Genomic DNA, 13181 nt, shown 5'->3' with positions numbered 1-13181 from the left:
GGCTGGCCCACCTGCGAGGGCACCTGCACCACCTCCGGCATGACCAACCCCAAGTACACCTGGGGCGTCGCCGAGGCCTCGCCCAGCGGCATCGCCATCGTCAACAACACGATCTTCATGGCGGCGCTGCGCGGGCAGCGGCTGTGGCGCATCGTGCTGAACGGCGAGAACGTCTCGACGGTCAACTCCTACTTCAACGCCACCTACGGCAGGCTGCGCGCGGTCGAGAAGGCGCCGAACGCCGCCGCCATCTGGTTCGGCTCGACCAACTCCGACAACAACGGCGACGGCACCGCCGACACGATCCGCCGCTCCGCCATCCAGTGAAACCACCGGCGGCCGCGCCGGTGCGCGGCCGCCGGACCGATCCCAGGAGCCCTTGATGCCTCCGTCCAGAAGGGCCGTACTCAAGGCCGCGCTCCTCGCCCCCACCGCGTCCGCCTCCTTCCCGGCCTCCTCCACCAGCGCGGCGAGCCCGTGGGACCGGGTGCCCGAGATCCTGGCCAGGATCGTGCCCCCGGCCTTCCCCGACCGCACGTTCTCCATCACCGACCACGGGGCCGTCGGCGACAACACCACCGACTGCACCTCCGCCTTCCGCCAGGCCATCGCCGCCTGCAACGCCGCGGGCGGCGGGACCGTACTCGTGCCCGGGACCGGTAGGTTCCGGACGGGCAGGATCCACCTGCTGTCGAACGTGCGCCTGCACGTAGAGTCCGGCGCGACGATCAGGTTCAGGTCCGACGCGGGCTCCTATCTGCCGAACGTCTTCACCCGCTGGCAGGGCATCGAGTGCCACAACTACTCGCCCTTCATCTACGCCCGCGGCCAGACGAACCTCGCGCTGACGGGAACCGGCACGATCGACGGCAACGCGGCGGCCGGCCCCTGGTTCGGCTTCGACTCCCAGCGCGGCCCCGACTGGGACCTGCTGCAGCAACAGGCAGTGGACGGCGTGCCGGTGGAAGAGCGGCAGTTCGGCGATGGGCACTACCTCAAGCCGAACATGATCCAGCTTTACGACTGCACGAACATCCTCATCGAGGATCTCAACCTGCGGAACCCGGCCATGTGGACGGTCCATCCAGTGCTGTCCCGAAATATCACCCTACGGCGGATCAAAATCTACAGCCGCGGCGCCATGGTGGACGGCGTCGACCCCGAATGCTGCTCCGACGTGCTGATCGAGGGCTGCTCGTTCGACACCGGCGACGACGGGACCGTCATCAAGTCGGGCCGTGACACCGATGGCCGCCGCGTCGGCGTACCGTCGACCGGCATCGTCATCCGCGACAACGACTACTACGGCCGGTGGGGCGCGATCACGGTGGGCAGCGAGATGTCCGGCGGCGTCCACGACGTCTTCGCCGAGAACAACCGCATCCACGCCGGTTCCGATTACCACAGCTTCTACGCCGTCTACTTGAAGACCAACAACCGGCGCGGGGGTGTGGTGGACGGCGTCCACGTCCGGAATCTGACCGGCGGCCCGTGCGACCGCGGCGGCTTCTTCGTCGACATGAACTACAGCCTCACCGGCCCGGGCAACGGCCCCATCGTCAACCCGGTGATCCAGAACCTCACCGTGGACGGGCTGACCATCGCCGGCTCCCCGTTCGCCGTCAAGCTGTCGGGCTCGGCCGCGAGCCACATCAGGAACGTGACGATCACCAACAGCGTGTTCACCCAGATCGACGCACCTGCCCCGCAGATCACCAACGCCGACAACGTGCTGCTCCAGAACGTCCGCATCAACGGCACCCTGTACGGACAGCCACCGCCCACAGGGGTCCGCTACGAGGCCGAGGACGCCACGATCTCCCAGGGCGCGGCCGAATCCGACCACGCGGGCTACTCCGGCACCGGCTTCGTCAACTACGACAATCTCATCGGCTCCTACGTCGAGTTCACCGTGAATGCGGCCGCGGCGGGACACGCCACCCTGACCCTGCGTTATGCGAACGGCACGACGTCCGACCGGCCGATGGACATCGCCGTCAACGGCATCGTGGTCGCGCCCGGCAAGTCCTTCCCCGGCACCGGGGCCTGGTCGACGTGGCGGACCACCGCCATCGCAGCCCCGCTGCGGGCGGGGGGCAACAGTGTCAGGGCGACGGCCGTCACGGCCGCCGGCGGCCCCAACCTCGACTATCTGGAGGTCGGCTCATGACGGGCGGCAACCTGTCACGCCGGCAGCTCGGCACGCTCGTCGGCGCGGCACTGCTCGCCCCGGCCGCAGCCCGCCCCGCCACGACGACGTCAGGCGTGGCGTGGAAGCTGATGTGGGCGCCCGAGGCGTCCACCGGCGGCCTCGACGCGTTCGAGACGATCGAGGACGATCGTGCCGGCTCGCATCCGGCCGGTCAGCCGCACATCTTCCCCGAGGGGAACAACTTCCGCTTCACCATGCACACGGTGGACCGGGACACGATGACGGACCGCCAGCGCCAGGAGGTCACCGGCACCCGGACACCCACCGGATACCTCCGGCGGCTGCTCGGCGAGACCTGGCGCGTGACGTGCTCGATGTACATCCCGAGCTCGCTCAAGGCCTCCACCACCTTCACCCACATCAGCCAGACCAAGCGACCGGGAACGGGCACCCTTCCGATCACCGTCACGTCGTTACGCCGTGTGGACGGCGTGCAGACCATCGAACACAAGATCATCGAGGGTGACGTGCTGGTCGGCCGGGCGCCCCTGAATCCGCTGCACGACACCTGGATCGACGCCGAGTACGAGATCAGGATCGGCGAAGGGAGCGCAGGCTCGGTCCGCTGGGTCCTGCGTCGCGCGGGGACCACGCTGATCGACGCGACCAGGACCGGCGACACCTATCTCGGTGACCGGGTCCGCCCGAAATGGGGCATCTACCGATCGCTCGGCGACACCTCGGGCTCGCTGCAGGAGTGCTACCTGCTGCTGACGAACATGCGTGCCTACAAACAGGTCGCCGCCACGGCGACGCGGCTGGAGGCCGCCAACGGCACGACAGCCGACCGCCCGATGGACGTCTCCGTCAACGGCACGCTGGTCGCCTCCGCCGTCTCCTTCCCCGGCACCGGCTCTTGGACCGCGTGGGCGTCCAAGAGCATCGCCGCCGACCTCGTCGCCGGTGCGAACACGCTCCGCCTCACCGCGACCGCGGCCGGCGGCTGCCCGAACCTGGACTACCTGGAGGTGCTCCAATGAGACCGTCGCGGCGTGACGTCCTGCGTACGGGGATCCTCGCAGGCGGCGCGATCATCACCATGTCGAGCAAGGCGCGAGGAGGGGCGGCGAGCGCAGCCGCGGGGAGCACCGCGGCGAGCCCATGGGACCGGGTGCCCGAGATCCTGGCCCGGATCGTGCCCCCGGCCTTCCCCGACCGCACGTTCTCCATCACCGACCACGGGGCCGTCGGCGACGACACCACCGACTGCACCTCCGCCTTCCGCCAGGCCATCGCCGCCTGCAACGCCGCGGGCGGCGGACGGGTCGTCGTCCCGGCGGGCGTCTACCGCACCGGCGCGATCCACCTGCTGTCGAACGTCAACCTCCAGGTGAACGGCACGATCAGGTTCCGCACCGACACCGGCTCCTACCTGCCGAACGTGTTCACCCGGTGGGAGGGCATCGAGTGCTACAACTACTCACCCTTCATCCACGCCGACGGCCAGACCAACATCGCGATCACGGGCACGGGCACCATCGACGGCAACGCGCCCGCGGGAGAGTGGGCCTCGTGGGGGAACGGCGGCGCGGACCGGGACCAGCTCCGCGCCTGGGGCGCCGGCGACCACCCGGTGGCACAACGGCAGTTCGGCGCGGGCCACAAACTGCGCCCGAACATGATCGGGCTCTACCGCTGCACGGGGGTGCTCGTGCAGGACGTCAGCCTGCGCAACCCGGCGATGTGGACCCTGCATCCGGTGTACTGCTCGAACGTCACCGTGCGCGACGTCACCTTCTACTCGACGAACTCCCAGGGCGACGGCTGTGACCCCGACTCGTGCACCGATGTCCTGATCACCGGCTGCCGGTTCAACACCAACGACGACTGCGTCCCGGTCAAGTCAGGCCGTGACCGGGACGGACGCCGCGTCGGCAGGCCGTCGCAGAACATCGTGATCCAGAACTGCCGGTTCAGCGGTCGCTGGGGCGGCGTCACGATCGGCAGCGAGATGTCCGGCGGCGTCCGCGACGTCTTCGCCGAGGACTGCGTGTGCAACCCCGCCGACTTCCCCGGCCGTTACCCCCTCAAGTACGCCCTCTACGTCAAGACCAGCTTCAACCGCGGCGGCTTCGTGGACGGAGTCCATCTGCGCCGGATCTCCGGCAGGAACCTGGAGCGCAGCGCCCTCTTCATCACGCTGAACTACGAGACGTCCGGATCGCTGCCGCCGGTCGTGCAGAACGTCACCGCCGACGGCGTGACGATCGACGGCGCCGCGCAGGCATACGACCTGCAGGGACGCTCAAGCGACCACATCAAGAACGTGACGATCAGCAACAGCGTGTTCACCCGCGTCACCACGGCTGCTCCCACCGCCACCTACGTCGATGACCTCGTGCTGACCGGCGTCTTCGTCAACGGCAGGGACATCTCGAACACCCAGCCGCCTCCCGCGGACCGCTACGAGGCCGAGAACGCCACGATCTCGCAGGGCGTCGTCGAGTCCAACCACGCCGGCTATTCCGGGACCGGGTTCGTCAACAGCGACAACGTCACGGGAGCCTACGTGCAGTTCTCCGTCACGCTGCCCGAGCCCGGCCAGCGCCCGCTCACCATCCGCTACGCCAACGGGACCACGACCAACCGGCCCTTCTCGCTCACAGTGAACGGCATGCTGGTCAATCCGTCAGTGAACGCTCCTGGCACCGGCGCTTGGACGACCTGGGTTTCGACCTCGGCCGTCATTCCCACGGTGGCGGGCGTCAACACCGTACGGCTCACCGCCACGACCTCGGGCGGCCTGCCCAATCTCGACTACGTGGAGCTCCGGCCATGACCGTCCTGCGAAGGATTCTCCTGGTATGTGCTCTCGTCTGGCCTGGAATCCCCGCCCTGTCCGCCACGGCGTTCGCCGCCGCGGAGTTCGACGTGCGTGACTACGGCGCGACCGGGGACGGCTCGACGAACGACGACGACGCCGTCGACCGGGCGATCAACGCCGCGAGCGCCGCCCCTGGAGGCATCGTCGTGTTTCCTCCAGGCCGGTACCGGGCTCGAACGATCCACCTCAAGTCCCACATCACGCTCAGGCTCGACGGCGGCGCCACCATCCTGGCTGCGGGAAGCGGCATGGACGTTCCCGAGGCCAACGCCAACGACGCCTACCAGGACTACGGCCACAGCCACTTCCACAACTCACTCATGTGGGGCAGCGGCGTCACCGACGTGCACCTCACCGGCGCCGGCACGATCGACGGGGACGGCAAGCTCGTCACCGGCACCCCCTCCTCGGGCCAGGCCGACAAAGCGCTGACGCTCACCGAGTGCTCGGACGTCAGCCTGTCCGGGGTCACCTTCCGGCGTGGCGGGCATTTCGCCGCGCTGATCAACGGCTGTCACGACATCGCGATCGACAACCTCACGACGGTCTACTCCAGCAGCGGCGTGCGCGACGGCGTCAATCTGATCAACAGCTGGAACGTCACCGTCGCGGGCAGCCGCATCGAGGCGAGCGACGACGCCTTGGTGTTCAAGAGCGACTACGCCCTCGGGCACACCTACACCAGCCAGAACGTCCGCGTTCGCGACACCACGGTCTACTCCCACGAGAACAACGCGTTGCAGTTCGGCTCGGAGACCTGCGGGAACTTCCGCGACTTCAGGTTCGAGCGGATCAGCGTGCTCGGCGCGGGCAAGGCCGGCATCGGCATCGTCTCCATGGACGGCGCGATCATCGAGGACGTCGCCTACGAGGACGTGACGCTCACCAAGACGACCTCGCCCCTCTTCTTCAAGATCGGCGAACGGAGACGTTGTCCTGGCTCCCCGCCCGTCGGGCGCATCAGGAACATCACCCTGACCCGCGTCACCGGCACCGACCTGAGCGCCCCCGTCGTGACCGGCACGGTCGGCGCCTCCGACTACACCAGCACCATGACGGGCACACCCTCGGTGGACATCGGTCCGGGCATCACACTCACCGACGTGGATCTCCAGGTTCCCGGCGGGCACCCCGCCTCGGAGGCCACCCGGGTCCCCGGGGAGTTCCTGACCACCTATCCCCCGCGTGATTACGGCGCACGGCCCTCGTACGGGTACTGGATCAGGCACGCCACCGGCATCACCCTCAACGGCGAGACCCGGTTCGACGAGAACGACGACCGGCCCGCCGTCATCGTCGACGACGCCTCGAACGTGGTGCTGACCGGCGTGGTGGCACAACGCGGCACCGGCAGCGCCTATGACGTGGGCTTCAGCGGCGTCACCGGGTATGCCGTGCGCGACAGCGCGAACACCGGCGGCGGGGCGTTGCGCGTGCGTCCCACGAACTCCACCCCCATACCGGGCAACCCCGTCACCCGGTACTCCGAGGCCGAGTCCGGCACGGTCACCGAGCCGATGCGGATCTCGGCCGACCCCGCGGCCTCGGGCGGCTCGTACGTGAGCGTCGCCGCAGGCAACAACAGCCAGACCAGCCCGCCGTCCACCGGCTGGACGACGCTGCCGTTCGACGTGCCCGATGCCGGCACGTTCGGTGTGTGGGCTCGCGTGATCGCGGCGACCACCTCCGACGACTCGTTCTGGGTGCGTTCCGGCACCGGGGCCTGGACCAGCTGGAACAACATCCCGCCTGGCACGGCATGGCACTGGGTGCGACTCCCGGTCACCTACGACCTGGCGCCGGGCCGGCAGAGCATCACCTTCGCCTACCGCGAGGACGGCGCCCGCCTCGACCGGGTCGTCCTGTCCAGCGACCCCGCCTTCGAGCCCGCGGACGGCCCGCCCCCGACCAGGTACGAGGCCGAGGACGCGACGGTCTCCCAGGGCGGCGTCGAGTCCAACCACCCGGGCTTCACCGGCACGGGCTTCGTCAACTACGACAACCTCACCGGCTCCTTCGTGGAGTTCACCGTCACCTCGGCCACCGCCGGACAGGCCACCCTCACCCTGCGCCACGCGAACGGGACAACCCTCGACCGTCCGATGGCCATCGTGGTCAACGGCACGGTGGCCGCCGTCCTCGGCTTCCCCGGCACCGGTTCCTGGGACGCCTGGGCAACCGCCTCGATCAGCGTCCCGCTCGTCGCCGGCGCCAACACGGTCAGGGCCACCGCGACCACCGCGACCGGCGGCCCCAACCTCGACCATCTCGACGTCGCCACCCCCGCCTAGAAGCCCGAGGAGCCCCGTCATGTTCCGTGCGTCGTCGCGGACGGCGATGATCGCCGTGCTCGCCCTCCTGCTCATCGCGCCTGCCGCGCGGGCCGACCTGCAGCATCCACGCCAGGCGTTCCTGCGGGGCTCGACCGCCGGGCTGTTCCTGCACTGGGGCGAACGCACCTCGCCCCAGCACACCAGTTGCAGCGCCTGGGAATCCGACGTCACGAGCGGCGGCTGGACGCCGGACTACTGGGTGAACGAGGCGCTGAAGCTGCACGCCCAGTACCTGGTGCTGGCCACGTTCCACAGCAGGCTCGGCTACGCCAGGCCGTACCCGTCGCAGATCCCCGGCTCCTGCCGCACCACGCGCGACTTCCTCGGCGAGCTGATCGACGCCGCGGACGCGCGGGGCCTCAAGGTCATCAACTACATGACCGACGACCCGCAGTGGCACAGCGAGGGGTTGTCGTCGGGCTCGTGGCTCAACTCCGCCGCCTTCTCCGCCTACGTGGGACACCCCGTGGACCTGACCACCCGCGACGGCTTCGGCGAGTTCAGCTACCTGCAGTTCTTCGAGCAGATGCAGCGTTATCCGAAACTCGCCGGGTTCTGGATCGACAACGACAACGCCTACTGGGAGCGCAACAACCTCTACGCCAAGATCTACCAGCAGCGCCCCGACATGACGCTGTCGAACAACAACGAAGACACGCCGATCATGGACATGATCAGCAACGAGCAGAAGACCGGCATGACGCCGTCCTACGACTACCCGCAGGCGCTTTACACGGCGCTGCCGCGCCTGATCGAGGCCGACTTCAAGCTCCCCACCGGCGGCCCCTGGTGGTACGGCGGCACCGACCAGGCCGTGGACCGCAAGCTCACGCTCGGCCGGCTCGTCACCAACGCCGGATCGTCGGTCAAGGCGCTTATGGCCGAGACCGCCATGGTCAACGGCAGGTTCCCGGCGCAGCAGGCCGCCTTCAACACCTTCGCCGCCGGCTACCTCGACCAGATCTGGGAGTCGCTGGACGGCACCGAGGGCGGCGGCTACATGTACGGCGGCCTCAAACCCGGGTTCTGGAACGACGGCGCGCACGGCGTGACGACGATCGCGAAGAACGACCCGAACCGGCACTACGTCCACGTGCTCACCCCGCCGTCCAGCAGCACGCTGTCGCTGCGGGACAACGGTTACGCCATCGCCTCGGTGACCAATCTGCGCACCGGCGCCCCGGTCACGTTCACGCAGGCCGGCGGCACGCTCACGCTGAGCGGGATCTCGGGCTGGGACCCCTACGACACGGTCTTCAAGGTCGTCTCCAGGGGACGGCAGGGCATCCACACCGGCGTGACGATGTCGGCGGGCTCGGCCGCCGCCGGGCATCCGGCCGCGGCGGCGGGCGACGGCGACTTCCTCACCTACTGGGACAGCGACGCCGCCGAGCCCGCGACGCTGACCTTCGACCTCGGCTCGGCCAAGCGCGTCCAGTACGTGGCGCTCAACCAGCGCGAGGACTCCACGGTCTACCCGTCCTCGGGGTCGGCGCGCCTCTCTGGTTACCAGGTGCACGTCAGCGACGACGGCTCCACCTGGGGCAGCGCGATCAAGACGGGCACCGTGCCGAACGCCAGAGGCGTGCAGATCATCGACCTGCCCGCGAGGACCGCCCGCTACGTCAGGCTCACCAAGACCGGCCACCACGGCATAGCCCGCTGGCGGGTGGACGAGGCCTGGATCGGTGAACAGTACCCCGGCGGCGCCACTCCCCCCCCGGGCCGTCACGAGGCCGAGGACGCCACCATCTCCCAGGGCGCCTTCGAGAACACCCACACCGGCTACAGCGGCACCGGCTACGTCAACGGCGACAACGCGACCGGCTCGTATGTGGAGTGGCCGGTCCAGGCGAGCGCGGCGGGACCGGCGACCGTGGCGGTGCGCTACGCCAACGGCACCACCGCCGACCGGCCCTCGGCGATCACCGTGAACGGCGTCCCGGCCGGATCCGCCTCGTTCCCGCCGACGGCGAACTGGGACACCTGGGCCACCCACGCCTTCGCCGTGCAGCTCGGCGCGGGCGCGAACACGATCCGGGTCACCGCCACGAGCGCGGGCGGCAACCCCAACCTGGACTATCTCGACCTCACCGCGGGCGGCAGCGCGACATACCAGGCGGAGGACGCGACGATCTCCCAGGGAGCCGCCGAGTCCAACCACACCGGCTACACCGGCACGGGCTTCGTCAACTACGACAACCTGATCGGCTCCTACGTCGAGTTCTCCGTCCAGGGAACGGGCCCGGCCACCCTCACGCTGCGCTACGCCAACGGCACCACCGCCGACCGGCCCATGGACATCACGGTCAACGGCGTCCCGGCCGGATCCGCCTCGTTCCCGCCGACGGCGAACTGGGACACCTGGGCGACCGCATCCCTCACCGTCCCGCTGACGGCGGGCGCCAACGTCATCAGGGCCACGGCCACCACGGCGGGCGGCGGCCCCAACCTCGACCGCATCACGATCAGCTAGGGGAGGAGCCCCATGAACAGGTGGCGCGCGGCCGTCGCGGTCCTGGTGCTCGGCGCGGCGGGACTCGCCGGTCCCGCCGCGCCCGCCGCGGCCTCGGACAACGGATTGTCGATCAGGCCCCCGATGGGCTGGAGCAGCTGGAGCTTCGTCCGCCGCTGGCCGGACGAGACCAAGATGAAGGCCCAGGCCGACGCGCTGGTCAGCAGCGGCCTGGCCGCCAAGGGCTACGTGTACGTCAACCTCGACGACTTCTACCAGAAGTGCGACGCCAACGGCTTCGTCGTCGACTCCTTCGGCCGGTGGGCGGTGGACGCCGCCAAGTTCCCCAGCGGCATCAAGGCCCTGGCGGACTACGTGCACGCGAAGGGGCTGAAGTTCGGCTTCTACGTCACGCCCGGCATCGCAAAGAACGCCGTCACCGCCAACAAGCCGATCGAGGGCACCTCCTACCACGCACAGGACATCGCCGACACCACCCAGACGCACAAGAACTACAACTGCAAGAACATGTACCGGCTGAAGTACTCCCATCCGGGCGCGCAGGCGTTCATCGACTCCTGGGCGAACCAGATGGCCTCCTGGGGCGTCGACTACCTCAAGATCGACGGCGTGGACGCGACCACCGTCGCCGACGTCGAAGCATGGGACAAGGCCCTGCGCCAGACCGGCCGTCCCATCACCTTCGCGCTGTCCAACAACCTCCCCATCGCACAGGCCACCACATGGAAACGGCTGGCCAACAGCTGGCGCACCCAAGGCGACGTCGAGTGCTACTGCGGCCCCGGCCCGAACGGCAGCGGCTTCCCCCTGACCGACTGGGCCCACGTCGTGAGCCGGTTCAACTCCGCCGCCTCCTGGCAGCCCTACGCCGGCCCCGGCGGGTGGAACGACTACGACTCGCTGCAGGTCGGCAACGGTGACCAGGTTGGGCTGACCGCCGACCAGCGCCGTTCGCACATGACGCACTGGGCGATGATCGCCAGCCCGCTGCTGCTGGGCACCGACCTGACGGCGCTCACCGCCACCGACCTGGCCATGCTGACCAACGACCGGCTCATCGCCGTGGACCAGGACGGCGTGGCCGCGCAGCGTGTCGTCAACAGCGGCGTCAACCAGGTCTGGCGCAAGCGGGAGGCGAACGGCGACTACATCGTGGCTCTGTACAACACGGGCACGTCGGGCAGTTCCACGGTGAGCGTCACCTGGTCGCAGGTCGGTTTCACGGGCTCCGCCGACGTCACGAACCTGTGGTCGGGGGCATCGGAGGGCACGGTCGCCACCTCGTACGCGGCCACGCTGCGCCCGGGCGAGACCCGCCTCATCCGCGCACGTCCCACCTCCGCCGCGCCCCGGTACGAGGCCGAGGACGCCTCGATCTCGCAGGGCGCGGTCGAATCCAACCATGCCGGGTACTCGGGCACGGGTTTCGTCAACTACGACAACGTGACCGGCTCCTACGTCGAGTTCACCGTCCAGGGAACCGGCGGCCCGGCCACCCTGACCATCCGCTACGCCAACGGCACGACGGCCGATCGCCCGATGACCGTCACCCTGAACGGCGTGACCCTCACTCGCGACTTCTCCGGCACGGGCTCCTGGGACACCTGGGCGAACGCCACGTTCACGCTGCCGCTCGCCACAGGAGCGAACATCGTCCGGGCCACGGCGACCACCTCGAACGGCGGCCCCAACGTGGACTACCTCGACATCGCACCGAGCTCAGCGGACTACCAGGCCGAGGACGCCACGATCTTCCAGGGCGCGGTCGAATCCAACCACATCGGCTACACCGGCACGGGCTTCGTCAACAACGACAACGTGACCGGCTCCTACGTCGAGTTCACCGTCCAGGGAACCGGCGGCCCGGCCACCCTGACCATCCGCTACGCCAACGGCACCACCGCCGACCGCCCGATGGACATCGCCGTCAACGGCACAGTCGTGTCAGCCGGGCGCTCGTTCGGCCCGACGGCGAACTGGGACGCCTGGGCCGACAGCGCCCTCACCGTCACGCTGAACGCCGGTCCGAACACGATCCGCCTGACCGGTGTCACCGCGAACGGCGGCCCCAACCTCGATCGCATCACCCTCACCTGACCCCCGGAGGAAAGAACGTGCTCTCATCCCGATTACGCACCCTTGTCCCGATCGCCGCCACCTGTGTCATCCTGTCCGCCCTGGTGGCGCTGCCCGCCCGCGCGGCGACCGTACGATATGAGGCCGAGAACGCCACCAACGTGGCCTGCCAGTAGGAGTGGAACGGTGAACCGGGTTTGGTGTCACATCTGTTGACACTGTAGGTCTGACCAGGTCAGCCTTGCCCGGTGGCGGATTCTGAGGGTGTGGCGTTCCTGCGTGCTGATGTTGATCGTTTTTGCCGGGAGGTCGCCGATCTGGCGCCTGCGGTACGGCTGCGCCGGTTGGCGGAGCTGCGCGCGATGCTGGACGAGGTGACCAACGTGCTCCCGCGAAGGCGGCCACGCTGCCTCGCCGCCTTCGAGATGGCGTCGGCAAGCTGACGGCCGGCGAACGGTACGCCGCTCCTACCCTGGCCATCACCAAGACCCCTCGGAAATTGACAGAGACCCTGAGACGAGGCGAACCGTTCCTCATCGAGGAAGCGCCTCAGTGATCCGGTTGACAACGCAGCCAGCCCGTGGCCGTTCGAATGACCACCTGCGCTCCATCCGCCTCCCCCATCGTCAGCGGCGCGATCAACGAATACCACCGCGATGGGTAACCACAGCTCAGACCACATAACTCAATATTCGAGCGGCACACCATCTACGCCATGCCCTGCGCGAGTACCAGCGTTCTACAACGAGCACCGAGCTCACCAAGCCCTTGGCCAGGCAGCTCCACTGCGCACCGGCCCCGATCCAGCATGAATCGTCGACCTGAACGTACACCGACGCGACCGGCTCAGAGGCATCCTCCACAAGTACTCAAATGCCACTTGAGATGCACGGATTCGGCAGGCGCAGGGCTGCGGTGTGGGCCACCGCCGTGGAGCTTGGCGGACCAAGGCGGGCCAGCCGAAGGTCTCCACCGGCTGGGGGTTGATCGAGCGGAACGCGTTGTCCGGCATCGGTCCGCCGGCTGCGGATTTCGTCCGGCGGGACCATACGCCGCACCTCACCGAGGCCGTGCAGATGCGCAAGCTCGGTGTCGCGGTGGGGGCGGCTACGCCGGCGAGCTGCTTACCGACGGCCCCGCCGAGGATGACCCGGTGGTTGTGGTACGACGCCCGGTGGCGCAGGATCATCGCCCGCCGCCACCAGGTCGAGCGTCGCGTAGGTGTCGGTGAGGAACGACTTGGACACCTCGAGTCCGGCA

General features: G+C 68.8%; 9 protein-coding genes. All 9 read left to right on the top strand.

The features are described 5' to 3' along the window. A partial coding sequence (locus AB0J97_RS44020; protein WP_364101127.1) for a PQQ-dependent sugar dehydrogenase occupies positions 1 to 327 on the top strand: 327 nt, incomplete at its 5' end. Positions 328 to 382: 55 nt separating this feature from the next. Then, entirely contained in the window at positions 383 to 2170 is a 1788-nt protein-coding gene (locus AB0J97_RS44015; RefSeq protein WP_364101124.1) for a glycosyl hydrolase family 28 protein, read from the top strand. Next, entirely contained in the window at positions 2167 to 3192 is a 1026-nt protein-coding gene (locus AB0J97_RS44010; protein ID WP_364101121.1) for a carbohydrate-binding protein, read from the top strand. Before AB0J97_RS44015 ends, AB0J97_RS44010 begins: the two co-directional genes overlap by 4 nt. Beyond that, positions 3189 to 4991: a glycosyl hydrolase family 28 protein gene (locus tag AB0J97_RS44005; RefSeq protein ID WP_364101118.1), complete on the top strand. Its 1803-nt coding sequence runs from the start codon at positions 3189 to 3191 to the stop codon at positions 4989 to 4991. The genes AB0J97_RS44010 and AB0J97_RS44005 overlap by 4 nt, the downstream gene beginning before the upstream one ends. Continuing rightward, entirely contained in the window at positions 4988 to 7327 is a 2340-nt protein-coding gene (locus tag AB0J97_RS44000; protein WP_364101115.1) for a glycosyl hydrolase family 28-related protein, read from the top strand. The genes AB0J97_RS44005 and AB0J97_RS44000 overlap by 4 nt, the downstream gene beginning before the upstream one ends. Before the next feature lie 19 nt (positions 7328 to 7346). Next, complete coding sequence (locus AB0J97_RS43995) at positions 7347 to 9845, top strand: carbohydrate-binding protein (protein ID WP_364101112.1); 2499 nt, start codon at positions 7347 to 7349, stop codon at positions 9843 to 9845. A gap of 12 nt (positions 9846 to 9857) precedes the next feature. Beyond that, positions 9858 to 11942: a carbohydrate-binding protein gene (locus AB0J97_RS43990; RefSeq protein ID WP_364101109.1), complete on the top strand. Its 2085-nt coding sequence runs from the start codon at positions 9858 to 9860 to the stop codon at positions 11940 to 11942. 17 nt (positions 11943 to 11959) lie between these two features. After that, positions 11960 to 12097, top strand: a complete 138-nt coding sequence (locus tag AB0J97_RS43985; RefSeq protein WP_364101106.1) for a hypothetical protein — start codon at positions 11960 to 11962, stop codon at positions 12095 to 12097. Positions 12098 to 12187: 90 nt separating this feature from the next. Further along, complete coding sequence (locus AB0J97_RS43980) at positions 12188 to 12364, top strand: hypothetical protein (RefSeq protein ID WP_364101103.1); 177 nt, start codon at positions 12188 to 12190, stop codon at positions 12362 to 12364. The last annotated feature ends 817 nt before the right edge of the window (positions 12365 to 13181 follow it).

Origin of the sequence: Nonomuraea sp. NPDC049607 (assembly GCF_040675375.1) — a bacterium.
GTDB lineage: Bacteria > Actinomycetota > Actinomycetes > Streptosporangiales > Streptosporangiaceae > Nonomuraea.
This window is presented reverse-complemented; position numbering and strand designations above follow the sequence as displayed.

Bases quoted from the DNA above. Each gene is read 5' to 3' on its own strand.
- AB0J97_RS43990 (WP_364101109.1), top strand. From the start codon at position 9,858: ATGAACAGGTGGCGCGCGGCCGTCGCGGTCCTGGTGCTCGGCGCGGCG.
- AB0J97_RS44005 (WP_364101118.1), top strand. From the start codon at position 3,189: ATGAGACCGTCGCGGCGTGACGTCCTGCGTACGGGGATCCTCGCAGGC.
- AB0J97_RS44015 (WP_364101124.1), top strand. From the start codon at position 383: ATGCCTCCGTCCAGAAGGGCCGTACTCAAGGCCGCGCTCCTCGCCCCC.
- AB0J97_RS44000 (WP_364101115.1), top strand. From the start codon at position 4,988: ATGACCGTCCTGCGAAGGATTCTCCTGGTATGTGCTCTCGTCTGGCCT.
- AB0J97_RS43995 (WP_364101112.1), top strand. From the start codon at position 7,347: ATGTTCCGTGCGTCGTCGCGGACGGCGATGATCGCCGTGCTCGCCCTC.
- AB0J97_RS44010 (WP_364101121.1), top strand. From the start codon at position 2,167: ATGACGGGCGGCAACCTGTCACGCCGGCAGCTCGGCACGCTCGTCGGC.